19 protein-coding genes are annotated in these 23115 nt (G+C 62.5%); 11 read left to right on the top strand and 8 right to left on the bottom strand.

What is annotated here, in order from left to right:
• Positions 1-85 precede the first annotated feature (85 nt).
• Positions 86-307 (top strand): DUF2795 domain-containing protein, encoded by a 222-nt coding sequence (locus VFO93_RS01835; RefSeq protein WP_068339058.1) that lies wholly within the window; start codon positions 86-88, stop codon positions 305-307.
• Between the two features lie 138 nt (positions 308-445).
• Here VFO93_RS01835 and VFO93_RS01830 read toward each other — a convergent pair whose 3' ends face one another.
• Positions 446-1648 carry an FAD-dependent oxidoreductase gene (locus VFO93_RS01830; protein ID WP_325132599.1) on the bottom strand — a complete coding sequence of 401 codons (1203 nt, stop codon included), beginning with the start codon at positions 1646-1648 and terminating at the stop codon, positions 446-448.
• A 185-nt stretch (positions 1649-1833) separates the two neighbouring features.
• Here VFO93_RS01830 and VFO93_RS01825 point away from each other — a divergent pair, with 185 nt between their 5' ends.
• From VFO93_RS01825 to VFO93_RS01815, 3 genes are all read left to right on the top strand, one after another.
• Positions 1834-3891, top strand: coding sequence for an OmpA family protein (locus VFO93_RS01825; RefSeq protein ID WP_325132598.1), 2058 nt, complete (start codon positions 1834-1836; stop codon positions 3889-3891).
• A 173-nt stretch (positions 3892-4064) separates the two neighbouring features.
• Positions 4065-5129: a PorP/SprF family type IX secretion system membrane protein gene (locus VFO93_RS01820; RefSeq protein WP_325132597.1), complete on the top strand. Its 1065-nt coding sequence runs from the start codon at positions 4065-4067 to the stop codon at positions 5127-5129.
• 71 nt (positions 5130-5200) lie between these two features.
• Complete coding sequence (locus tag VFO93_RS01815; RefSeq protein ID WP_325132596.1) at positions 5201-6472, top strand: SUMF1/EgtB/PvdO family nonheme iron enzyme; 1272 nt, start codon at positions 5201-5203, stop codon at positions 6470-6472.
• A 293-nt stretch (positions 6473-6765) separates the two neighbouring features.
• Here the strand turns inward: VFO93_RS01815 and VFO93_RS01810 are convergent, their stop codons facing one another.
• Complete coding sequence (locus VFO93_RS01810; RefSeq protein ID WP_325132595.1) at positions 6766-7467, bottom strand: ComF family protein; 702 nt, start codon at positions 7465-7467, stop codon at positions 6766-6768.
• Positions 7468-7604: 137 nt separating this feature from the next.
• Between VFO93_RS01810 and VFO93_RS01805 the strand changes: the two genes are divergently transcribed.
• The 3 genes from VFO93_RS01805 to VFO93_RS01795 all read left to right on the top strand — a co-directional run bounded on the left by VFO93_RS01805 (position 7605) and on the right by VFO93_RS01795 (position 9293).
• The gene (locus tag VFO93_RS01805) at positions 7605-7997 is read left to right on the top strand and encodes a carboxymuconolactone decarboxylase family protein (RefSeq protein ID WP_325132594.1); all 393 of its coding nucleotides are present in this window, start codon (positions 7605-7607) and stop codon (positions 7995-7997) included.
• Positions 7987-8373, top strand: coding sequence for a hypothetical protein (locus VFO93_RS01800; protein ID WP_414653542.1), 387 nt, complete (start codon positions 7987-7989; stop codon positions 8371-8373). Before VFO93_RS01805 ends, VFO93_RS01800 begins: the two co-directional genes overlap by 11 nt.
• Before the next feature lie 140 nt (positions 8374-8513).
• A complete protein-coding gene (locus VFO93_RS01795) occupies positions 8514-9293 on the top strand; it encodes an exodeoxyribonuclease III (protein ID WP_325132593.1) in 780 nt (259 codons plus the stop codon).
• Between the two features lie 125 nt (positions 9294-9418).
• On the opposite strand, the gene VFO93_RS01790 is transcribed toward VFO93_RS01795, so the two are convergent.
• Positions 9419-11545, bottom strand: coding sequence for a T9SS type A sorting domain-containing protein (locus VFO93_RS01790; RefSeq protein ID WP_325132592.1), 2127 nt, complete (start codon positions 11543-11545; stop codon positions 9419-9421).
• A 337-nt stretch (positions 11546-11882) separates the two neighbouring features.
• Here VFO93_RS01790 and VFO93_RS01785 point away from each other — a divergent pair, with 337 nt between their 5' ends.
• Entirely contained in the window at positions 11883-13262 is a 1380-nt protein-coding gene (locus VFO93_RS01785; RefSeq protein WP_325132591.1) for a sigma-54 dependent transcriptional regulator, read from the top strand.
• A gap of 364 nt (positions 13263-13626) precedes the next feature.
• On the opposite strand, the gene VFO93_RS01780 is transcribed toward VFO93_RS01785, so the two are convergent.
• Complete coding sequence (locus VFO93_RS01780) at positions 13627-14004, bottom strand: T9SS type A sorting domain-containing protein (protein WP_325132590.1); 378 nt, start codon at positions 14002-14004, stop codon at positions 13627-13629.
• Between the two features lie 145 nt (positions 14005-14149).
• On the opposite strand from VFO93_RS01780, the gene VFO93_RS01775 reads away from it, so the two are divergent.
• Together VFO93_RS01775 and VFO93_RS01770 are read left to right on the top strand one after the other, a co-directional pair.
• Complete coding sequence (locus VFO93_RS01775) at positions 14150-15304, top strand: NAD(P)/FAD-dependent oxidoreductase (RefSeq protein ID WP_325132589.1); 1155 nt, start codon at positions 14150-14152, stop codon at positions 15302-15304.
• A gap of 301 nt (positions 15305-15605) precedes the next feature.
• Positions 15606-16718, top strand: coding sequence for a type III polyketide synthase (locus VFO93_RS01770; RefSeq protein ID WP_325132588.1), 1113 nt, complete (start codon positions 15606-15608; stop codon positions 16716-16718).
• A gap of 31 nt (positions 16719-16749) precedes the next feature.
• Here VFO93_RS01770 and VFO93_RS01765 read toward each other — a convergent pair whose 3' ends face one another.
• Positions 16750-17115, bottom strand: coding sequence for a T9SS type A sorting domain-containing protein (locus VFO93_RS01765; RefSeq protein WP_325132587.1), 366 nt, complete (start codon positions 17113-17115; stop codon positions 16750-16752).
• Between the two features lie 223 nt (positions 17116-17338).
• Between VFO93_RS01765 and VFO93_RS01760 the strand changes: the two genes are divergently transcribed.
• Positions 17339-17890: a hypothetical protein gene (locus VFO93_RS01760; protein ID WP_325132586.1), complete on the top strand. Its 552-nt coding sequence runs from the start codon at positions 17339-17341 to the stop codon at positions 17888-17890.
• A gap of 62 nt (positions 17891-17952) precedes the next feature.
• Here VFO93_RS01760 and VFO93_RS01755 read toward each other — a convergent pair whose 3' ends face one another.
• The 3 genes from VFO93_RS01755 to VFO93_RS01745 form a co-directional block, all read right to left on the bottom strand.
• Complete coding sequence (locus VFO93_RS01755; RefSeq protein WP_325132585.1) at positions 17953-19815, bottom strand: tetratricopeptide repeat protein; 1863 nt, start codon at positions 19813-19815, stop codon at positions 17953-17955.
• Between the two features lie 178 nt (positions 19816-19993).
• Positions 19994-20632, bottom strand: coding sequence for a Uma2 family endonuclease (locus tag VFO93_RS01750; protein WP_325132584.1), 639 nt, complete (start codon positions 20630-20632; stop codon positions 19994-19996).
• A 189-nt stretch (positions 20633-20821) separates the two neighbouring features.
• Positions 20822-22939, bottom strand: coding sequence for a peptidylprolyl isomerase (locus VFO93_RS01745; protein WP_325132583.1), 2118 nt, complete (start codon positions 22937-22939; stop codon positions 20822-20824).
• Positions 22940-23115 lie beyond the last annotated feature (176 nt).

Below are 23115 nucleotides of genomic sequence, written 5' to 3'. Positions count from 1 at the left end.
GCTAACCCTGGGCGGGTTTCCGCCGTTGTCGCCCCGGCGGCTTACATTTACGTACCTTTTTTCACGCACTCTCTTTTCTTTTACTATGTACTGGACTCTCGAACTCGCTTCCTACCTGGAAGATGCCCCCTGGCCGGCTACCAAAGATGAACTCATCGACTTCTCTATCCGCTCGGGTGCCCCGATGGAAGTAGTGGAAAACCTCCAGGGCCTGGAAGACGACGGCCAGCCCTACGAGAACATCGAAGAGGTGTGGCCCGACTACCCGACCAAGGAGGACTTCATGTTCAACGAGGACGAGTATTAATTCAACAAACAATTGACAATGAGCAATTAATCGTTGCTCATTGCTGCTGATAAGCAGCCGCTGCTACAGTCCTAACGGACTGTGGCAGCGGCTTTTGCTTTGTAGGCTTTTGGTACTGTCCCAACTTTTCAAAACCCACTAGCGCCGCCGGCTGGCGCGCCCGCGTAGCACCTGCGCGATGGAATACAGAAACGGCCCGGCCGATACTGAGTTCATAATTCGCAGGTTGTCGGTCCAACTGGTTTTCTCGTCCAGAAAGCGCAGCACTCGCTCCACGGGGTTGCGCCGGAAAAGCTGGGCAAACAGGTCGCGGGTGGTTTCGCCTTGGCGCTGCATGATGTCGAGCAGCAGCGTATCGAACCAGTGAAACTGCCATTGGTCGCCGGTGGGGTCGGCGGGCGGGTGGCCGGTAGTAGCCAGCGCCGCCACCAGCCGCGCCGACTGCGCCTGAATGCGCTGGAAGGCGTAGCCCGTGCTGGGCTTGGCCCGCCCGGCGCGGGTGCCGAGGTTGATAACGCGCGCCCCGGCGCGGGCCGGTAGCGGGTGGTTCGTCATCGGAATGGCCCCGATTTCTTCGGCCGTGATGCGGTACTGGTGGCTGGCCAGGCCAAGCGTATTTTGCAGGTAGTCAAGGATGTGCGCTTCATACTCGGCCTTTGCCAGCACCTCGCCCGAAAACAGCGTGTACTCGACCAGCGCCCGGCGCGGGCCAAAGGGTAGCACGTAGATAAAGCGCGCCTCGTGGTGCTGCGGCCCCCGAAAATCCATGAGCTCCATTGCGTCGGGATTGAACACGTCGTGGTCGGTTTCGATTTCCCAGCCCACGAAGTGCTGAAGCAGGTAGCGGTACTTATCGGGCCGGCGCGCTATGGCGGGCGGGCGGCTGTCGAAGGCGTAGCGGGCACGGTATTCGGGGCCAGCGGCCGTGCGGGCCACTACGTCGGTGGCGGTTTCGGTAAGCTCGGCCACGGCGCCGCGCACTACGGTAAACTGGGCCGGGCGGGCCGCCAGCGCCTGCTGCACAAACTGGTAAAAGTCCAGTCCGCGGATGGTGCGGTAGCGGTAATTGTGCAGTTGCAGCACCTGTTCAAAGCCCGGACTGCGAAAGGCGATTTTATCCCACTCGCCCACGGCCAAGTGGTCGAATGGACCGGCCTCGGCCGACCAGTAGCTCCAGGTGCGGTCGTTCTGGTCTTTGGCCTCGGGCTCGATGAGTAGCACCCGCTGCCCGGCCAGGCGCGGCTCCTGGGCCAGGTGGTAGGCCAGGCTGAGGCCGGCCGCCCCACCGCCCACGATTAAGTAGTCGTAGTGGGAAACGGCAAGCGGGGCAGAGGTGTTCATAGCGCAAATATGCGGCGGCCAAGCTGGTCATTTGCAGACTAGTCCGTTTGGTAGTACGTTCGTAGTGGCAAGGCAGCAAAGGTACAAATTATAGGATTATATTATCTTGCAACATTATTTTAGCCTTTAAAAACGATTAATTACGGGTTATGAAATTGTATTCTCTTTCTTTTTCTAAGTTATTTTTGGTTGCCGGCCTCTCGCTAGCCGCCTCGGCCGCCAAGGCCCAAACCGTGCTGTGGGCGGCCAAAGTGGTCGACGTTTCTTCCCAGAAAGCCAAGGGCAAAGAGCCCTACTCGCCCGAAAAAGTGCTGAGCGCGCCCAACGCGCTACCGCTCGGCGAGGTCAACAACGAGGCCTGGATTCCGGCCAAGGACGGCTCCAATGAGTTTATCGAGGTGCGCTTTGCACGCTCGTTGAAGGCCCAGCAGGTAACGGTAATCGAGAACTTCAACCCCGGCTCCGTTACCAAAATCGAGCTCATCGACACCCAAGGCAACAAGCACGAGGTGTATAAGAATGACAACCCCGGGCCTATTCCGGTGGCGTTTCGCACGCTCCAGGTAAAATTCAAACCCGAGAAATACCTCACCATCGGGGCGCGCGTGACCATGAACACGGCCAAGGTGCAGGGTGTGAACCAGATTGACGCCATCGGGGTAGCCAACGTGGACGTGCAGATTGTGAAGCAGGACTTCAAAAATGCCGCCTCGGAGGTCGAAACCGTGCAGATGGACTCGACCCTTAAAAACCTGGGGCCCAACGTAAACAGCAAGTACGTGGACACGCACCCGGTTATCTCGCCCGATGGCCGCACGCTGTTTTTTGCCCGGCAGGGGCACCCCGGCAACCGCGGCGGTAGCCGCGACCCGCAGGACATCTGGTATTCGAAGCTGGAAAGCGGGCAGCGCAAAACCTGGGGCATCGCCAAAAACCTGGGCACCCCGCCCAACGGCCCCGAAGACCCCAACGGCCTGGCCTCGGTGTCGGCCAACGGGCAGCAGGCGCTGCTCATTGGCGTGTATGTCGATGGCTTTATGGAGCCTAAGGGCTTCAGCACCAGCCGCCGCTCGCCGGGCGGGTGGAGCGCGCCGGTGAAGGTGCAGATTGACAACTACCGCAACGACGACCCCGAGCACATCGACGGCTTCATCGCCACCTCGGGCAAGGCCCTGCTGATGGCCGTGCAGCGCCCCGAGGGTGTGGGCGGGCAGGATTTGTACGTGAGCTTTCCGAAGCCCATCCCGGTGGGCGAGCAGGACAGCCCCGGCCGCCCCATCACCTGGACTAAGCCCCTGAACCTGGGCAAAACCATTAACACGCCGGGCTCGGACTTCGCGCCCTTTCTGGCGGCCGACGACAAGACGCTATACTTCGCCTCGGACGGGCACGGCGGCTACGGCAAGAGCGACATTTTCTACTCGAAGCGCCTCGACAGCACCTGGACCAAGTGGAGCACCCCGCGCAACCTGGGCCCGGTGGTGAATTCGCCCGATTTTGACGCCTACTACACGCTCTCGGCCGCCGGCGAAGACGCCTACCTGGTATCGTCGCGCAATGGCATTGATAACTCGAAGGACATTTTCCGCATCGCGCTCGCGCCCGCCTTCAAGCCCGACGTGGTGACGCTGGTGCAGGGCAAAGTACTGGATGCCGTGACCAAGAAGCCGATTCGGGCCATCATTCACTACGAAAACCTGATTACGGGCGAGGAAATCGGCGTGGCCGAAAGCTCGCCGATTGATGGCTCGTACACCATCGTGCTGCCCGCCGGCGTGCAGTACGGCATGCGCGCCGAGGCCCCCGAGTACCTGGCCGAAAACGCCAACCTCGACGTAGCAGCCAGCGAGAAATACTCGGAGAAAAGCCAGGATTTGTACCTCGTGCCCTTCAAAGTGGGCCAGAAGGTGCGCCTCAACAACATCTTCTTCCCGCAAAGCAAGTTCTACTTGCAGCCCAGTTCGTTCCCCGAGCTGCTGCGCCTCGTGAAAACCATGAAGCAGTACCCGACGCTGGAAATCCTCATCGGCGGGCACACTGACAACCAAGGCGACCCGGCCCTGAACGTGAAGCTGAGCGAGGACCGCGTGGCCGAGGTAAAGAAATACTTGGTGAGCAAGGGCATTTCGGCCGACCGCCTCAAGACGCAGGGCTTTGGCGGCGCGCAGCCCATCGCCAGCAACGAGCAGGAGGAAACGCGCCGCTTCAACCGCCGCGTAGAGTTTACGATTACCAAGAAATAAACGCGCCACTTGCGGCGTTCAGGTCGGGCGGGCTGCTTTGCGAAGCGGCCCGCCCGACTTTTTTGCGCCGGTAGCGTTAGCTTGCGCATTCGGGTAATTCACCGCATACTTGCAAAGAATAACTGCTATAATCCTACGGCCACCTGCGCCGCCCGCCGCCTTAATTTATTGCTTTGCTGAAGTATACGTCTATTAACCTGGCTGCCCGCTGGCCTTTTGCGCTGCTGGCCACGAGCCTGCTGGCGCTGGCGCACCCGGCGGCGCGGGCGCAGGACGTGTATTTCTCGCAGCCGTTGGCTAACCGGCAGGCCTTGAATCCGGCCTTCGCGGGCCTGCTCGACGACCGCAGCGCCACGCTCAGCTTTCGCAACCAGTATCCGCAGCTGGCTGGCGCTTTCCTCACCACCCAGCTCGCGGGCGAGCTGCGCCTGCAAGGGCCAGGCCAGCACCACGCCGTGGGCTTGCGCCTAAGCCAGGACCGGGCCGGCGAGGCCGGCTACACGCGCTTCGAGGCGGCGGCGCAGTACGCCTACCACACGCGCCTGACCAAAGTGTTCGCCCTTAGCGGCGGGGCCAGCGTGGGCTACGGCCGCCAGCGCGTGGGCTACGACAACTTCGTGTTTGGCGACCAGCTCGGGGCTGATGGCTCGGCGCTCGGGCCCTCGGCCGAAAGCCTGACTGGCCTACCCCCGCGCAACTACTTGAGCTTGGGCCTCGGAGCGGTGCTATACGCCGAGCAGGCCTGGCTGAGCTTATCGGGCCAGAACCTCAATCAGCCCGACCTAGGCTTTGCCACCCAGGCCGTACTGCCCATGCGCCTGAATGTGAGCGCGGGCTACAAATTATTCCTGCAAAAACCTACTCTTGGGCGGGGCTCCAACGATGCCCGCGAGATAAGTTTTGCCCCCGTGGCCTCCTACACGCGCCAGGGCGGCTCGGCGCGCTCGGAGGCTGGATTGTACTTTATCGCGCAGCCTATCTCGCTGGGCGCGGCGTATCGCAACCTGAATTTCAGTGAAAAAACGGGCACTCAACACGTGCTCGCTACTGTTGTGGGCGTGGAATTTGGCAGCCTGCGCGTGGGCTACAGCTACGACGCCGGCCTGAGCCAACTAGCTAAGGATTTGGGCGGTGCCCACGAAATAAGTCTTAGCCTGCGCGCGTTTGACAAGCAAGAAAATGCCTATCGGCGGCTACGCCGAAAAAATTATCCGATGCCCCCTTGCCCGGCATTCTGATTATTTTGTAATATTGTAGCCAAATTAGGCCTATCTATATTTAGCACTTTAGCCCAGCATCCAGTTTGTATATGAAGTTCACCTCCACTATGAGTCTGCTGGCTGTTGGAGCCCTGGCCCTGGCCAGCTGCAACAAGAAGACTCTCGGCACGGCCGACAACCCCGGCAAAAGCTCTTCGACCACCGGCCTCGAGTATAACACCGACGAGGGCATGAAGGTATCGGACTTCAAGAAAGCCCCCGTGGGCCCGGGCCTGGTGTACATCGAGGGTGGCCGCACCATCCTGGGCACGACCGAAGAGGACGTGACCAACACCCACGACAACATGGAGCGCACGGTGACCATCGCCTCGTTTTACATGGACGAAGCGGAGGTGGCCAACATCCACTGGCTTGAGTATCTGCACTATCTGCGCAAAGACTCGACTGAGGAGCAGTACAAGGCCGCCCTGCCCGACACCACGGTGTGGGCCCGCGACCTGTCGTTCAACGACCCCTACGTAACCTACTACCTGCGCTACCCCGGCTTCCGCTTCTTCCCGGTAGTGGGCGTGAACTGGCTGCAAGCTGACCGCTACTGCACCTGGCGCACGGCCAAGGTAAACGAAGGCCTCGCTGCCAAAGGCGGCGACGGCGAGAAAAAAGGGTTGTTTGGCAAAAAGAAGAAAAAAGGTGATACTGGCACTGCCGCCGAAGGTGGTACTGGTGCCGCCGCCGGTGCCCTTGCCAATGGCAAAGGCGCGCCGTCTATCGAAGCCGGCACCTCGCTACCCAACTACCGCCTGCCCACCGAGGCCGAGTGGGAATTTGCCGCCCAAGCCCTCGTAGGCGTGCAGGAAGTAGGCAACGAAAACCAGGAAGTGAAGCGCATTTACCCCTGGGATGGCCGCTCGACCCGCAACCCCTACGGCAAGAAGCAGGGCCAGTTCCTGGCTAACTTCAAGCGCGGCCGGGGTGACTACGCCGGTATCGCGGGCAGCCTGAACGACGGCGCCATGATTACGGACTACGTGTACGCCTACCCGCCCAACGACTACGGCCTGTATAACATGGCCGGCAACGTGAACGAGTGGGTGCAGGACGTGTACCGCCCCCTCTCGTACCAGGACGTAGAAGACCTGAACCCCTTCCGCCGCAACGGCGTAGGTGACCCCGAGTCGAAGTACGACAAGAAGGGCTACCAGTCGCTGATTGACGACCACGTGCGCGTGTACAAAGGCGGCTCGTGGCGCGATGTGGCCTACTACCTCTCGCCCGGTACCCGCCGCTTCATGGCCGAGGACTCGGCTACGGCCACGATTGGCTTCCGCTGCGCGATGATTAACGCCGGCTCGAACAAGTAAGACCGCAGATTAAAACGGATTTTTAAGATTTAACGGATACGCCTGCTGCGCAGGCTGGCTATACGGGTTAAGTTTTAAGCTCTTCGTTTGCTTTAAATAATAAGAAAGGCCGCCCATTTGGGCGGCCTTTCTTATTTGCTGTCACTATTAGTCATTTCCTCAATATAGTCGCTTCTTTTAATTATCTCTCAACTACCCTTTGCTCTTTACTTTATCCTGCATAGTCAGCCTGCGCAGCAGGCGTATCCGTTAAATCTTAAAAATCCGTTTTAATCTGCGGTCAATCTGTGTTCCTACTCCGCACAGGCTATGGTAGCGATGCTGAGCTCCTTAGCCCCCGCCGCCAGCAGCGCCGCGCCGCAGGCTTCGAGCGTGGCCCCGGTGGTCAGCACGTCATCGACCAGCAAAATGCGGCGGCCCACCACGGCCTCAGGCCGGGCTACTTCGAAGACGGTAGCCACGTTTTGCCAGCGCTCGGCGCGGCTCTTGCGGGTTTGGGAGGCGGTGTGCTCGGTGCGGCGCAGGGCGGTGGCGCTCCAGAGGCAGGGCAGCGCGGCGGCGAGGCCCTCGGCAAAAGCATCGGCCTGGTTGAAGCCCCGGCGCGCCAGCTTGCGGCGGTGCAGCGGCACGGGCACGATGAGGTCAAAGGCCGGGGCCAGGCCAGCCGAGGCCAGCTCGGCCCCGTAGAGTTGGCCCAGCGCCTTGCCTACGCCCTGCTGGCCCTGGTACTTGAGCTGGTGCAGCAGATGCTGCACGCGGCCATGCCGCAAAAAGCGCAGGTAGCTGAGCGTGTGCGCCACCGGCAGCTTGCCCCAGAAGCGCCGGCCGAGCGGGTTTTGGGCGGGCGGCAGCAGGTGGTAGTCGGTGTAGGGCAGCTCGGCGCGGCAGGCGGTGCAAAGGTGGTGCTCGCCGGCTACCAGCGGCTGCTGGCAGGCCAGGCAGGCGTGTGGAAAAAACAAGGCCAGTAAATCGGTGAGCAACGGGCGCAGCATCATCTGGAGGGTAAGCTTTAGCTTGCCGCAAGGTAGCACGCGCGCCGAACCTCGCAGCGCGTTCTTTGTAGTAGAAATTCCTGCCGGGCCGGACCCAATTGTGGCCCGCGTTGGCAAGCTAAAGCTTACCCTACATTCTCATGTCCCTTACCACCGATTTCAACGACTACCGCCAGCGCATGAACGAGCGGGTGATGTCCTACGACAACAAGGTTATCAAGCGCTTTTTCAACCTCGACACCAACGCCTACGCCGAGGGCGCGCTGCCCGTGAAGGTGAAGGAAATGCTGGGCCTGGCCTGCTCGCTGGTGCTGCGCTGCGACGACTGCGTGAAGTACCACCTCGGCAAGTGCCACGAGGAAGGCCTCTCCGACGACGAGGTGTTTGAGATATTCTCCATCGCCAACCTCATCGGCGGCAGCATCGTGATTCCGCACTTCCGCCGGGCCGTTGAGTACTGGGAAACCCTGCGCGCCGAGGCCGCCCTGGGCGCGGCGCACCACTCGCCTACTCAGCCGCCCCATGCCCACTAATAACCTAGCCGACACCCACTCGACCGAGAGCGAGGCCGAGTTCAACGCCCGCTGGGAAGCACTGATGGCCGACCTGCACGCGCGCTTCGGCCGCCGGCCCGACCTCAACGCCCTGCTGCTGCTTATCGGCGTGCAGGAGCTGGGGCAGGGCGTGGCCGAGTTTACCAAGGAGCAAAAGCAGGACCTCATGCACATTGCCACCTGCAAGCTCTTCAGCCTCAGCGGCCACTACGAGCTGGCGCGGGTAGACGCCGACGGCTGGCCGCACTACAAGCTGCTGAACCCCGTGCCCTTCGCCAACCTCAAAGAGCAGGAGCGCATGCTGAAATGGCACATCCTGGAATACTTCGACGACCTGGAAGACGAGGATAGTTAATGTGCGGGATGTGTAGAATGTGGAAATGCGAGGAGGTGCAGAATGCTTAATTATTGATTTAACGGCATTTAGGTAGCACATCCCCGCATTATACATATTTCTCACATTCTGCTCATTTCCCACATTTTACACACCTTATCTTGAAAATCGTTTCCTACAACGTCAACGGCCTGCGCTCGGCCCTAAGCAAGGGCTTGCTCGACTGGGTAGCCGCCGAGCGGCCTGACGTGCTGTGTCTGCAAGAAATAAAGGCCGGCACCACACCGCTCGACGTGAGCGGCTTTGAGGCGCTGGGCTACCACGCCTACCTGCACCCCGCCCAAAAGCCGGGCTACAGCGGCGTGGCTACCTTCAGCCGCACCGTGCCCAAGGCCGTGGTAACGGGCTGCGGCGAAAGCCTGTACGACTACGAAGGCCGCGTGCTGCGGCTAGATTTTGAAGGCTTTTCGGTGCTGAACACCTACATGCCCTCGGGCACGAGCGGGCCCGAGCGGCAGGCCTTCAAGGTGGCGTGGCTCCACTACTTCCGGGCCTACGTGGCGCGGCTGCGGCAAGACCCCGCTGTAGGGCCGCTCATCATCGGCGGCGACTACAACTGCTGCCAGACGCCCATCGACCTGCACAACCCCAAGGCCAACCAGAACAGCCCCGGCTACACGCCCGAGGAACGCCAGTGGTTCCGGGACTTCTTGGCCGACGGCTTCCGCGACTCTTTCCGCGAGATGCACCCCGAGGCCACCGGCCAGTACTCGTGGTGGAGCTACCGGGCCGGCTCGCGCCAGCGCAACGTAGGCTGGCGCCTCGACCACCTGCTGCTCGACCAAGCGCTACTACCGCGCCTGCACAATGCCGGCCTCTGGCCCGATGCCGTGCATTCGGACCACTGTCCGGCCTGGGTCGAGCTATCGGCAGCTACTTAAAATCAGCCACAGCGCCCAAACCAAAAGAGCCGCTCCGTGCTACGGGGCGGCTCTTTCAATTAAAAGCTAATTCACCTAATAATCAAGGAAACAAGGATGAAGGACAAGTATAGAGGAAGCGCTTACTAATTGCTGACTACCAGCCGCTGCGTGCCCAGCGGCTGGCCGGCGGCATCGCGCAGCACCACGTGGTAGATGCCCGCCGGCAGCCCGGCCGTAGACACCGTGGCTGGCTGCTCGGCCGCCGCCCGCACCGGCTGCCGGCGCAGCACCTGGCCCACCGGCGAATAAATAACGGCCGTCGTGCCTTCGGCCACGGGGCCGTCGAAGCTGAGCGTGACCGCGCCGGCCGGGGACGGGTTGGGGTAAAGCGCGAAGCCCGCGCCGGCCCCGTCGAGCGGGGCCAGCGCCACTACCGGCGACAGGCTTTCGGTGCCGTCAGCATCGACCTGGCGCAGGCGGTAGTAGCTGGTGGTGCGGGTGGGCGCGGCGGCATCGCGCAGGGTGTAGCGGCGAGGGCCGACGCTGCTGCCCGCCGCCGCTACCTGCCCCACGGCCACGAAGCCGGCCTGCGGCTGGGTGGCCCGCTCTACCACGAAGTAGGCGCTGCGCTGCTCGCTGGCGGTAGCCCAGGCCACGTCGGCGGCGGGGCCGCCGGGTGCGCGGCGCACCCCAAAGCTGGTGAGCACCACGGGCAGCGGCCCGGCGGCGGGTTGTACTTGCAGCAAGCCCAGGTCGTCGGCGAAGGCCGAGTACACGTTGACATCGGCGGAAGCGGCCAGCGTCTGGTTGATGATGAGGCCGACCTGCGCGAAATTGCGCGTGGTGTGGAAGCTGATTTCCTGGCGACTGTCGGGCAGCACGCTTAGGTTTAATAGGTTAGGCGAGCTGGCCGTTTCGAGCACGTTGCCGGCCGCGTCGTAGGTTGCCAGCACCACGTTGGCGAGCGCGCCCAGGTTCAGCAGCGTGTTTTGGCCCAGCACGATGCCCGCCCGGTTGCCGGCCAGGCCGGGGCCGTTCAGCTCGAGCCGCGCCGAATTGGTGCCGCCCGCCGCGATGCCCTGGCTAAGCCGCAAATACGTCTGGCCCCCGGCCGTGGCCAGGTTGCTGCCGCAGCCCGCGCACACCACGCCGCCCTGGCGGCTGGTGTAGCGCCCTTGGCTGAAATCAAACGACGTGACGATGGGGCTGGTCGTGAAGGCATCTTCGGCCAGCCCAAAGCCGTAGTACAGGCGCAGGTCGTTGGCCAGCGCCACGGCAGCGCTGCGCTCGATGCTCACGCCATCAAACGCCTTAGTAGCCGGAAAGCTCACGAACGCTTGGTCGTCGGCCAGCAGCTGCACATTCAGCAGGCTGCCCGCGCCCGAGGCCTCTTGCTCGGCCCCGCCCAAAAACGTGCGCAGGCGCAGCCCGTTGAGCAAACCCACGTCGAGCAGGCCCGCGCTGCCCACCACAAAGCCCGCCCGGTAGCCCTGGCCGGGCACGGTGCCCGCCAGCTTCACTTGCAGCGTGCTGGCGCAACCCAGGCCCGCCAGCGTAGTGAAGGCAGCGTAGTTGGTCAGGCTGTTGTCAACGGCATGCTGCGGGTTCACTACCGTGCTGGCCGCGCACACGGCCACCGGCAGGCTGGCGCTGTTGGCGGTGCTGTAGAGGCCATTGGTAGCGCTGCCGAATTGCGACAGGTAGCCCGTCACAAGCTTGGGCACGCCCGGCGCCACGGCGTAGGCATACAAGATGTTAGTAGTCGGGTAGCTCAGCAAGTTCAGCGACAGCGCACCGGGGTCGAAACTCACCTCTACCCTATCGAAGCTCAGGCTGGTCGTAAATTCTAACTGCTGCGGCTGCCCGGCGGCGGCCAGCAGCGCCAGTTGCAGCACGGTAGCGCTCACGGGCTGCGTTTCGCGCAGGGCGTTGCGCAGGTAGGTGCGCAGCGTCACGGTTTCGAGCAGGCGGGTGCTCAGCAGGCCGGTGTTGTTGGTCGATACGAGCACGCCGGCGCGGTAGCCGGCCGGGGCCACGCCGCTCAGCGGCAGGCGCACCGTGGCCGCCGGCCCCAGCAGGCTGGGGGCGCGCACGCTGGCCGCTAGGCTTAGCACCCCAGCCTGGACTTTGCTAGCTATGCTGACCCGGCCGCTGCCGCTCGATACGCTGATGCTGTCGCCGGTAGAGTAATAGACGCGGTCGGCGGCGCGGGCCGTCGACCCCGCCATGCTGGCTACCCAAATCAGCAAGACCAAGCAAAAGGTGCTCATGCGTAGCCTGGAACCCAATAGTACTTTTGCAAGAATTAACATAACCGAAGGAAAAAGAAGGGTGAGTACCCCCATTTCGCCCCAATGATGTTGCCATGAAATTAATTATTTGATTATCAATAAAAATCAAAAAAGGCTTTACGCTCGTTTTTTCCCATCCTGGCACAGCTTTCCATTAACTAGACATTCCTATTGGGTAATGCCCTAAAAATGACTTACTTTTGTATAAGAAGAAAAGCTGATTTTTATTTAAATTATTATAACCTTTCCAATATTATTCATAATCTATTATCATTGGGCGGCCTACTCATCCGTAGTGGCGGCCTGACCATCTTCTATGACGACAACTGATTCTCTTACTGTATGGCTGCTAGGCGATAACGAAGCCTATCTCAATACCCTAGACTACCAACTCGGGCGCAACCCTGACCACCAGCTGCGGCGCTTTGCTACCGTGGCACAGGCCCTGGCCCAGGCGCGGGCCGATGAGCGGCCCGACGCCCTCGTGTTCGACTGCGGGCCCAAGCCCGATTTGGCGGTGTTTCGGGCGGTGCAGCAATTGCGCGAGCACCTGCCGCAAGCCGCCCTGCTGCTCGTGTCGAGCCAAAACGACGTGGGCACCGCCGTGGAGCTGATGCGCCACGGCGCCACCAACTACCTCGTCAAAGACCCCACCACCCCCGACCGCCTCTGGCAGCTGCTGGCGCAGCTGCGGCAGCAGCCGGCCGCGCCTGCCCGCGCGCCCAAGCCCACCTGCCCGCAAGCCAGCAGCCGCCTGCTGGGCGAGCACGCCAGTATGCACCGCGTGCGCGAGCTGGTGGCCAAGGCCGCCCGCACCACCATCACGGTATCGATAACCGGCGAAACCGGCACCGGCAAGGAGCTGGTGGCCGCCGCCATTCACCAGCAGTCGGAGCGGGCCGAGCAACCGTTTGTGGCCGTGAACATGGCCGCTATTCCGCGCGAGCTGCTGGAGAGCGAGTTATTCGGGCACGAGAAGGGCGCTTTTACGGGCGCTTCGAGCCGGCGCATCGGGCACTTTGAGGCGGCCAGCGGCGGCACGCTGTTTTTAGATGAAATCGGCGACCTGGAGCTGCCCCTGCAAGCCAAGCTGCTGCGCGTGCTGCAAGAGCGGGTAGTGATGCGGGTGGGCGGCTCCAAGCCCGTGCCCTTCGATGTGCGCCTGGTAGTAGCCACCCACCGCGACATCGCCGCCGAGGCCCGCGCCGGCCGCTTCCGCGAAGACCTGTACTACCGCTTGCTGGGCTTGCCCATCGAGCTGCCGCCGCTGCGGGCCCGGGGCGACGACAAGCTGCTGCTGGCCGATTTTTTCGTGCGCAAATTCAGCGAGGAAAACCGCCTGCCCGTGCGCGGCTTCGACGCCGAGGCCCGCAAGCGCCTGTTGGCATACTCGTTTCCGGGCAACGTGCGCGAGCTGCGGGCCACGGTAGAGCTGGCGGCCGTGCTGGCCGAGGGCAAGCACATCCGGGCCACCGACCTGCCCTCGCTGCAAAGCCCGTCGGCCAGCCCCGAGCTGCCGGCCGCGCCCGGTAGCCCCGCCGCCGGCCCCTCGCTGCGCGAGCAAACGCTGGCCATCATGCAAAACGCGCTGCTCAGCACGCAGGGCGACGTGGTGGCCGCCGCCGGCCGCCTACGCGTGGGCCGCTCTACCCTTTACCGCCTGCTGCAAAGCGGCGAGCTCAGCCTTCCCAAGTAGCTGCTAGCCTGCACGCTTGATTATTCGGCCCCGCTACTCGTCCCCGTGCCCGGTGCGGGGCAAAATGCCCTAATTTTATGATAACCCTGGCCGCGATTGGCAGGTTAAAGTAATAAGTGGGCGGCGCAGCCGCGCTGACCTGCTTTTACCCACCCTTTTTTGCTTTTTATTATGTGGTTCTTGCTTTTAGGTATCGTTGCCGCTACGGTTATCATGGCTCTCGAAACAGCGCGCCGCGTGCGCAATCTGGTAACTCCCGCGCCGGTGGCCGCTCGCTAGCCGCCCGCCGCGCACAAAAAAAGCAGCCTAGTAAGGGCTGCTTTTTTTGTGTGGGCCAGCAGGGGCTGGCACGAACTAGTATTACCTAGCGAATGATGAGCTTGCAGAGTTGGCTGGAGTTATCAGCTTCCAGCTTCACATAGTACAGGCCGTTGGCGAACTTACTCAGGTCCAGGGTTTTGGTGGAGCGCTCGCTTAGCTCGGTGAGGGTTTCGCGGTACAGTACGGTGCCGATTACGTTGAGCACGGTAACTTCGGCGCGGCGGCCTTCGAGGCCGTTGATGGTAAGGTGCACGATGCCCGTGCTAGGATTGGGGTAGACCACGAGCGTGCGCTCGTCGCCGGCGCGCACTACTGCCTGGTGATGCACGGGTGGCAGCGCCACCGCCGGCGTTGCCTGGCCGCTGCGCAGCATGCTCAGGCCCGCCAGGGTCAACACGAAGAATAGTAAGCGTTGTTTCATATTACTGTCAACCAGAATAGCTTAGCTGGGTGGGATTAAAGTTACGGCTAGCTATGACTTTGGTTTTACAAAAGTACAAAACCAAGCCGGCATAAACTAAGCGAAATCGCAATATAATGGCAGAAGTCAATTTTAGCCCGGTAAAGTGGTAGCTTTTACGGATAATATTTTTTCGGGGTTAGCCGATGTCGCCGTTATTGGCGGCGGGCTGGCCGGTCTGGCCGCCGCCCTCGACTTGGCCGGGCGCGGGCACCAGGTAGTGGTAATCGAGCGGCAGCAGTACCCGTTTCATCGGGTGTGCGGCGAGTACGTGAGCCACGAGGTGCTGCCCTACCTGCGCCGGCTGGGGGCCGACCCCGCGCCGCTGGGGCCGGCCACGATTAGCCGGTTTCAACTGTCGTCGCCGGGCGGGCGCGTTCTCGACAGCCCGCTCGACCTGGGCGGCTTCGGCGTGAGCCGCCACGCGCTTGATGATTTTCTGTATCAGCTGGCGCGGGCGCGGGGCGTGCAGTTCGTGCTGCCCGCCACGGTGGCCGACGTGGCCTTCGACCCCGCCGCCGACCGCCACCTGCTCACGCTGGCCGATGGCCGGCAGCTGGCGGCCCGGCTGGTGCTGGGCAGCTACGGCAAGCGTAGCGCGCTGGACCGGCAGCTCGGGCGGCCGTTTTTCGAGCGGCGCTCGCCCTACCTCGGCGTGAAGCACCACCTGCGGCTGCCAGGCTTCCCGCGCGACCTCATCGCGCTGCACAATTTTCGGGACGGCTACGCGGGCATTTCGGCCATTGAAGAAGATAAGCTGTGCTTTTGCTACCTCACCACCCGCGACAATCTCAAGCCCCACGGCACCATCGCGGCGCTGGAAAGCGCGGTATTGGCCCAAAACCCGCACCTGGCCGACATTCTGCGCCACGCTGAGCGGCTGTATGCGCAGCCCAAGGTTATCAACGAGATTTCCTTTGCTTCCAAGCAGCCCGTGGAGCAGCATATTTTGATGCTCGGCGACGCGGCCGGCCTCATCACGCCGCTCTGCGGCAATGGCATGGCAATGGCGCTGCACGGCGCGGCGCTGGCCGCCCCACTCGCCAGCCAGTACCTGCGCGGGCAGCTGCCGCGCCCGGCCCTGGAGGCCGCCTACGCCCAGGCGTGGCGGCGCACCTTTGGGGCGCGGCTGCACGTGGGGCGGGCGGTGCAGCGCCTTTTTGGCGGGCCGGTGCTGAGCGAGCTGGTAGTGGGCGGCCTGCGCCACTGGCCGGCCGCCGTGCGCGCGCTGATGCGGCAGACGCACGGGCAGGCGTTTTAGGCGGGTGTAGAGACGCATATTTGCGTCTCGTCGTTGTTCGGCTCACCAGACGTGAGACGCAAATATGCGTCTCTACACCCAGCCAAACACCCTGCGAAACGCTGCGATTTAACCCTGCGAAACCCTGCGGGAACCCTAATCAAAAGGGCCCGCTTCTGCAGTAAAATCCGGGCATCGGCGCGCTGAAACCGGCCGGGCTGCGTAAGTAACGCTACGACGATGAACAATTATTGATGAATAAGCTCTGCGGCTTCACCATCAACCAGTTATTCATTAGTCACTACTCCTTAATCACCAACGAATGCCCAGCTACCTGGGTGCCATCGGCACCGCTACCCCACCCCACCGCCTGGCGCAGCCCGTCATTGCCGATTTTATGGCGCAGGCCCTGGAGCTGGACGCGGACGGCACGCGCAAGCTGCGGGCGCTCTACCGGGCTTCGGGCATCGGGCACCGCCACTCAGTGCTGCCGGACTACGGCCGGGCGGCGGGCGACTACGAGTTTTACCCCAATACGCCCGGCCTGGAGCCCTTCCCGACGGTGAGCGCGCGCATGGCCGCCTACCGGCGCGAGGCGCTGCCGCTGGCCGTGGCGGCGGCCCAAGCCTCGCTGGCGCTGGCCCCCGGCATCGCGGCCGAGAGCCTTACGCACCTCATCACGGTGAGCTGCACGGGCATGTACGCGCCGGGGCTGGATATCGAGCTGGTGTCGGCGCTGGGGTTGCGCCCGAGCGTGCGGCGCACTTGCGTCAATTTTATGGGCTGCTACGCGGCCGTGAATGCCCTGCGGCTGGCCGATACCATCGTGCGGGCCGAGCCCGCGGCGCGGGTGCTGGTGGTGAGCGTGGAGCTGTGCACCCTGCACTTCCAGAAAAGCCACGATGCCGACCACCTCGTAAGCAACGCCCTCTTCAGCGATGGGGCGGCGGCGGCGCTGGTGCTGGGGCAGCCGCTGCCCGGCCCCGCGCCTTGCCTGGCGCTGCAAGCCTTCCACTGCGGCCTGGCCCCCGAGGGCACCCGCGACATGGCCTGGCACATCGGCGACACGGGCTTCGAGATGACGCTTTCGGGCTACGTGCCGGCGCTCATCGAGCGGGGCATCGGGCCGCTGGTGGCCGGGCTGCTGCACGAGCTGCCGGTCGAGCTGGCCGATATCCGGCATTTTGCCCTGCACCCCGGCGGCCGCAAGATTCTGGAAGCCATTGAGAAAGCGCTGGGCCTCAGCCCGCACGACAACCGCCTGGCTTATCAGGTGCTGCGCGACTACGGCAACATGTCGTCGGCCACGGTGCTCTTTGTGCTGCGCGAGCTGCTGGCCACCCTCACGCCCGCCGACGCCGGGGCCAAGGTGCTCAGTTGCGCCTTCGGGCCGGGCCTGACGCTGGAGGCGATGTTACTGGAAGTGTGCGGGTAGCTACCCGCAGGCCGGCAGCCAACGCGCCGAGCTAGCTTTTCGTGAAGTGCCGGGTAGTCAGCTCGCCGGCCGTTTTTACCAGCAGTAAGTACTGGCCGGCGCGGAGCTGGCCCACGGGCAGCGGCAGGCGGTTGGTGCCGGGGCGCAGGTTGGCGGCTTGCTGGGCTACAGTGGTGCCCAGCAGGTTGACTACTTGCAGCGTGGCTTTTTCGGTGCGGCTGTGGGTGAGGGCGATGGTAAACTCGGTGGCGGCGGGGCTGGGATGCACCGTGAGGTCGGCCAGCGTGTAGCGGGGGCTGGGCGCGGCCAGCGAGACCATAGCACCTAGTTCAGCAGCGTGGGTAGTGGTACGAGCCAGGAGCTGGCTGGGGCGGGCGGCGGGTGAGGTAACGTACATCAATTTCTCGCCGGGCGAGACGCTATGCTAAGTAGTTCGGGGCCGGTGGGCGCGGCAGCTACAGCCTGTCGGCCCGCAGCAGAGGAAGAGGCGAAATGCGGCCACAAAATTCCGTAACTAGTGTTTCCTGGAGTTTATCCACGGGTTGCCTCCGTGTTTTTTCATTGGTAGCCCTAGTTGCGGCTGGGTGTACAGCCTGACGAATAGCCATATCTTCGCGAGCATGAAGCTCACCCGCCTCTCATTACTACCGCTGCTTGCTTTCACAGCTTCCAATACCTGGCAGTCCTTCGCAATAGATAAAAGATTCACCGTCCAGTTACCGAGTAAAGCGACAGCATTAGTTGTTGGTCAGTTGCTACCCGCTGGTCAAGCTCCAGCACATACGCAGACATGGATAGCGCGAGCATCAGAAGGGCTATGCGTAATAATGCGCGTTCCGACGGCAAAAGCTCAAGTAATTAAAAAAGACGACACTGCACAGCGTCGGCTTTTCTATGACAATGTTGTTAAGGGAGCATTAGCAGAGGAGAAACAGGCTCACCTGCTCAAGCGCACTTCTTTCCAAACGGCTGGCTACAGTGGTATCGAGATTAAGTACACCGCGTCGGATGCTCGCACAGGCCACCAGAGAGTTCGCTATATGCGCAGCCTTGTTTTGGATTCTGTCGGCTATAATCTTATTTTTCGTCCTGCGGACCTCTCTGATAGCCTAGGTTTAGTTGACCATGCCCAGCGCCACCAGTTCTTCGATTCCCTCACGATAAAGCCATAGCTTGTTCATTCTCTTTTATCGACAATGAATATGTACAAGCGAGCGAACTAGTAATATCCCCCCTACTGCACCGCATCCCCTCTTAGCTTGCGGAACCGCTTGCGCGCCTCGGCCACGTAGATGCTGCCGGGGTACTTGGTGAGCAGCTGCTGATACAGCGTTTGGGCCTGCGCCCGGTCCTTCACGTCCTCCTCCTGAATGCGGGCCAGCAAAAACAGCGCATCGTCGCTGAGCACGTCGAATTTGGGGTTTTCGGTGAGCAGCTTGAGGGTGGCGGTGGCCCCGGCGTAGTCGCCGGTGCGGCGTTGCAGCTGGGCTTTCAGGTACAGGGCATCGTCGGTGAGGGCGTGGCCGGGGTAGTTGCGCAGCAGGTTGTTGAGGCCGGCTTGGGCCTCGGCGAGCTTGTTTTGGAAGACCTGTTGCTCCACGGCGGCGTAGGCTTTGAGGCCCAGGCCGAGGGTATCCTCGGCCGTGTTTTCCTGGATGAGCAGCGAGAGCTGCATGGCATCGTTGGCGATTTCGCGGGTGGTGGCTTCCTTCAGAATATCCAAGTGGCTCTGCGCCAGCTTGAAATCGCCGGCGAAGTAGCTCAGGCGGGCGTTGCGGAGCTTGGCCTCGTAGCCGAGCGGGGCCTCGGGGTGGGCCTTCTCCACCTGCGAGTAGAGCAGGGTGGCTTCCCAGGGCTCGCCTTTTAGCAGGTACAGGTCGCCGAGGGTGGTTTTGGCGGCGTCCACTACGTCGGCGCTGGCGCGGGGCATGGCCACCACTTCCTGCAAGATGCTCATGGCCTTGGTTTTATCATCGAGCACGAAGGCGTAGAGGTCGGCCAGGCTGCGCATCACCGGCGCGGTGTCGGGCGTGCGGCCCAGCTCGGCGAGCAGACTTTCGTACTCGGTGGCCAGGGCGCGCACCTTGGCCTGGTCCACGGGGTAGGTGTCGCGCACCTGGGCCTCGCGGGCTTGCAGCAGGCGCTGCCGCGCCACCTGGAAGTACGGCCCCTGGCGCTGCTCGCGCACCACGTAGTCGTAGGCCGCGATGGCGCTTTCGTAGTCTTTGTTGCGCTCGGCGATGCTGCCCAGCAGCAGCACGCGCTCGCCCTTGGTGCCGGCCCGCCGGTCGAGCGCTCGCGCCTGAATGAGCGCGCCCGCAAAGTCGTGGCGCTGCACTTGCAGCCACAGCAGCAGCTCGCTGTAGGCGGCCTGCTCGGGGTGCTCCTGCACGGCCGTGAGCAGTAGCTTGTCGAGGGTGTCGAAGTCTTTTTCGGTGCGCAGGGCGTTTTGGAGCATGTTGCGCACGAAGGGCAGCTGCTGCTCGTCCTGCTGCACCAGGCGCAGGGTTTCGGCCAACAGCTTGTCTTGCTGCTGCCCCTGGGTGTAGAGCTGGATGAGCTGCGGGGCGTACTCCGAATTGTTTTTGGCCAGCTCGCGGCCGCGCAGGTAGGTGCGCTCGGCCCACTGCGGCATATCGCGGCGGCCAAACTCGGCGGCTACCGGCCCCACCTGCGGCGGGGTTAGCTGGCCGATTACCTTCTGGTACTGCTTTTTGGCCGCCAGCGTGTCGCCGGTAGCCGCCAGCACGCCGCCCAGCAGCACGCCGTAGCCGCCCTCCTCGGGGTGCTGCTTGATGGCTTTTTTGAGCAGCTTTTCGGCCTCCTTGTACTGTTTTTTGGCTTGCAGCGCGGCCAGGTAATCGGGCAGCACATCGGGGCTGATTTGCTCGGCTTCCTTAAGCTGGCCGAAGAGAAAAACGGCCTTGTCGTACTCGCCCCGGCGGGCGTAGTCTTTGGCCAGCGTGGCCCCGCTCACGGGCGCCCACGCGCCGGGGCGCGGCGGCCCGCCTTGCGTGGGCTGCGCGTGCAGGGGCGCGGCCAGCGCCCAGCCCAGCGGCAGCAACAGCGAAAAGCGACGCATCGAAGAAATAGCCATAGAGAAACAGGGTGCCACGCGGCGTTTGGGGGCTAAACGGCAATCGGCCGCCTAACCGTTCAAACGGCACTTGGCCGGGCGGCTAAGTTAGCGCGGCCAGTAGTGCGAACTTTGTAGTTCGCGTTTGCAGGCGGGCAGCCAGACGAACCCCCAACGAACGCGAACTACAAAGTTCGCGCTACTGGCTGGCCGCGATGCCTTCGTCGGCGAGGTACTGGCCCACGTTGAAAAACTGCCCGTCGAGCAGCTCCAGCGGGCGGTGCCAGTCCATCGTCAGCCAGGCATCGGCACCGCGCTCAGCCACCAGCACCTGCTGCGAGTCGGTGAAAATCCAGATGACTTTTCCGGTCCCAAAATCAAGCAGCTTGCGGGTTTTGCGGTTCACGTAGTTGCTGTCGCGCTGGTCCTGCAAGTCTATCCGCACGTCGATTTCAATGACCACTTTGGCCGGCACCTGCACGTAGCGGGCATTTATCTGGGTGGGCGGTAGCACGGCTTTTTCGTAAATGGCCACGTCGTGCGCCAAGTTATTGCGGTGGTCGAGATGCACGCCCGCTTCGTTGGTAGCAAACCAGTATTTTTTATCATCCAGCTGCCGCATCATTATGCGCATGAAGTAGCTGACAATCACCCACTGCAACGAGCTGGAACCCATAATTTCTTCGGCAGTTTTACGGCCGGCCAGCACGGTTTGGTAATCAGCATAGTAGAGCGGGCGGCCATCGAGCGTTTCGCGCACGAGGCGCTCGCGCAGCAGGTCGCGGCGGGCGGCGCTGGGGCGGCACGGCCGGGGGCTGGGTTGGGCTATCGCGGACATAGTGGACAAGTTACGAAAACGCCTGTCATTGCGAGCGCAACGAAGCAATCGCACCTATTCGGCGCGGCTCAACGCACTGTCATTGCTTCGCTACGCTCGCAATGACAGTGCGTTGCAGGCAACTACTACCACAAAAAAGCGGCGGCCTCCTCTCGGAAGCCGCCGCCTTCTACTTTATCTCAACCGCGCTTAGAAGAACTTCGAGCGGTCGTCTTTTACGTTGGCGTGGGCCTTGATGGCTTCGTAAATCAGGCCATCCTGACGCTGCTGGCGCTGCTGGGCCAGTTGCAGGCGGGTAGCCTTCACGTCGCCGGGCGCGCCGGGCGTGATGCTCGTGCCTTCCACTACCAGCACGCCTTGCTCGCCCTGGATGGGGGCCGATTTCTGGCCCGGCTTCAGGATAAAGGCGCGGCCCACGGCGTCGGGCTCGAAGCCTACGCCGGGAATGGTGCTCTGGCTCTCGCTTACGCCTTCGGCGTTTTGCACCACCGCGCCGTTGCCGGCGATTTTGGCCAGCTCTTCGAGCGAGGCGTTTTTGCCTTGCAGCTTGGCGATAATTTCCTTCGCTTTCAGCTCGTTGCGCACGGCGGCAGTCAGCTCAGGCTTGATGCTGGCCACGGTGGCGGTGCCTTTCTCGCGGGTGTCCACGAGGGCCGCCAGGATGTGCTGGTCGCCGATGTCAAACAGCTGCACGTCGCCGACGTTGGTCTTGCCGCCGTCCGGGCCGTAGCCAAAGGCCCAGCGCACGATTTCGCGGGCGTTCTGGATGTTGCCCACCGAGCGGGCGTTGGCGTCGAGGTTTTTGGCTTCCTGCTTTTGCAGGGTCTTGTCTTTGGCGGCTAGCTGGCGGAAAGCCTCCAGGTCGGGCGCGTCGGCTTTCAGCTGCTGGGCGCGCTCGTAGGTGGCATTCTGGGTGGCTTCGCTGGGCTGCACGGCCTTCAGAATCGAGGCCACCTGGTAGGTATTCTCCGACTTCTTGCCCGTCACCTTGATGATGTGGTAGCCGAAATTCGTTTTGGTCAGCGTAGGCAGCAAGCCCAAGCCGGGCGCGCCAAAAGCGGCCTTGCTGAACTCGGGCACCATGCTGGTTTTGTCGAAGTAGCCGAGGTCGCCGCCCTTGTCTTTGGTGCCGTCGCTGCCGTACTGCTTGGCCATCGCCGCGAAGTCAGCCCCCGCCTTGATTTTAGCCAGTACTTCCTCGGCCTGCTTTTTCACGGCGGCTTCGGCGTCGGGCGTCATGTTGGGCTCGGTCTTGAACAGGATGTGGCTGGCCTGCACCGTGGGCTTGGGCTTTTCGCCGGTTACCTTGTAGATAGCCAGCGTATTGGCTACCGCAAACGGGCCGTAGACCTGGCCCACGGCCAGCGGCTGGCCGGTGAGCTGCTGCGGCAGCTGGGTGGTGGTCAGGTAAGCGCCGCTGTAGGGCTGCTCCGAGTTTTGCTTGGCAAACAGCGAGTCGTTGGGCGCGGTGCGGAACTGCTGAGCCAGCGCGTCCATGCTCTGGCGGATGGCAGCGCTGTCTTCCTTGCTGGCTACTTCGGGCACCACGATGTACTCGATGCTGCGGCCGGCTTCTACCTTGTAGCGGCCCTTGTGGCGGTCGAGGTAGTCTTGCAGCTGGGCGTCGGTGGGTTTCACGGTCGAGTCCGACACGCTGCTGTAGGGCACAAACAGGTAGCGGAAGCTGGCCTTGGCATTCTGGGCCTCGTCGAAGCGCTTGGCTTCGGCCGAAGTCACATACACCGAGTTTTTGAGCAGGGCGTTGTACTTCTGGAGCGGGCGGTCGAAGTCGCGCAGCGCCGTTTCGAAGTTGTGGTAGGCAGCCTGCGACTCGGGCGGCAGCTTGTCGAGATTCTTGAGGTAGTCAATCAGGCGCGCCTTGTCGAACTGCCCGGTTTTGGGGTCCGTGAAGGCCTGCTTGAGGCTGGGCGTGATGTTGTCGCCCTGCACCAAATCTATCAACTCTTCGTCGGAGGTGGTGAGGCCCAGCTTCTCAAACTCGGGCTGGTAGGCGCGGCGGGCCAGCAGTTGGTTCCAGGTTTGCTCGCGCAGGTAGTTCAGGGCCTGGTCGTCGGGCGGGCGGCCCTGCTGCTGGGTGAAGTTTTGCTTGGCTTGCTCGAGCGCGGCCGTGAACTCGGGCAGCTCGATTTTCTCGCCGTTTACCTCGCCCACTACTTGGTCGTTGCGGCCAAAGAGGCGGTTGCGGCCCCCAATCAGGTCGCCGCCCACGATGAAAAGCAGCATGCCGATGGCGACGGCGCCCACGGCTACCCCCGATTTTTCCCGAATCGTGTTAATTAAAGCCATTTATAAACTCAAAAATGTAAGCGCACCAAGTCAAATGAGGCGCAAAATAACCACAATTTGCCGAAAGTGCCAAGCTGCGCCGCCATTCGGAAGGCTCTGACAAACAAAGCGACGCCTAAGAGCGGCTGTCATGCAGAGCGCAGCGAAGCATCTCGCGTGGCGCAGTAAACCCAAAC

The organism is Hymenobacter sp. (assembly GCF_035709525.1).
In the GTDB taxonomy this organism is placed as follows: Bacteria; Bacteroidota; Bacteroidia; order Cytophagales; family Hymenobacteraceae; genus Hymenobacter.
This window is presented reverse-complemented; position numbering and strand designations above follow the sequence as displayed.

What these genes read in the sequence shown, in the direction of transcription:
- VFO93_RS01835 (WP_068339058.1), top strand. Translation starts at nt 86, where the DNA reads ATGTACTGGACTCTCGAACTCGCTTCCTACCTGGAAGATGCCCCCTGG.
- VFO93_RS01830 (WP_325132599.1), bottom strand. Translation starts at nt 1,648, where the DNA reads ATGAACACCTCTGCCCCGCTTGCCGTTTCCCACTACGACTACTTAATC.
- VFO93_RS01815 (WP_325132596.1), top strand. Translation starts at nt 5,201, where the DNA reads ATGAAGTTCACCTCCACTATGAGTCTGCTGGCTGTTGGAGCCCTGGCC.
- VFO93_RS01810 (WP_325132595.1), bottom strand. Translation starts at nt 7,467, where the DNA reads ATGATGCTGCGCCCGTTGCTCACCGATTTACTGGCCTTGTTTTTTCCA.
- VFO93_RS01805 (WP_325132594.1), top strand. Translation starts at nt 7,605, where the DNA reads ATGTCCCTTACCACCGATTTCAACGACTACCGCCAGCGCATGAACGAG.
- VFO93_RS01800 (WP_414653542.1), top strand. Translation starts at nt 7,987, where the DNA reads ATGCCCACTAATAACCTAGCCGACACCCACTCGACCGAGAGCGAGGCC.
- VFO93_RS01790 (WP_325132592.1), bottom strand. Translation starts at nt 11,545, where the DNA reads ATGAGCACCTTTTGCTTGGTCTTGCTGATTTGGGTAGCCAGCATGGCG.
- VFO93_RS01785 (WP_325132591.1), top strand. Translation starts at nt 11,883, where the DNA reads ATGACGACAACTGATTCTCTTACTGTATGGCTGCTAGGCGATAACGAA.
- VFO93_RS01780 (WP_325132590.1), bottom strand. Translation starts at nt 14,004, where the DNA reads ATGAAACAACGCTTACTATTCTTCGTGTTGACCCTGGCGGGCCTGAGC.
- VFO93_RS01770 (WP_325132588.1), top strand. Translation starts at nt 15,606, where the DNA reads ATGCCCAGCTACCTGGGTGCCATCGGCACCGCTACCCCACCCCACCGC.
- VFO93_RS01765 (WP_325132587.1), bottom strand. Translation starts at nt 17,115, where the DNA reads ATGTACGTTACCTCACCCGCCGCCCGCCCCAGCCAGCTCCTGGCTCGT.
- VFO93_RS01760 (WP_325132586.1), top strand. Translation starts at nt 17,339, where the DNA reads ATGAAGCTCACCCGCCTCTCATTACTACCGCTGCTTGCTTTCACAGCT.
- VFO93_RS01755 (WP_325132585.1), bottom strand. Translation starts at nt 19,815, where the DNA reads ATGGCTATTTCTTCGATGCGTCGCTTTTCGCTGTTGCTGCCGCTGGGC.
- VFO93_RS01750 (WP_325132584.1), bottom strand. Translation starts at nt 20,632, where the DNA reads ATGTCCGCGATAGCCCAACCCAGCCCCCGGCCGTGCCGCCCCAGCGCC.
- VFO93_RS01745 (WP_325132583.1), bottom strand. Translation starts at nt 22,939, where the DNA reads ATGGCTTTAATTAACACGATTCGGGAAAAATCGGGGGTAGCCGTGGGC.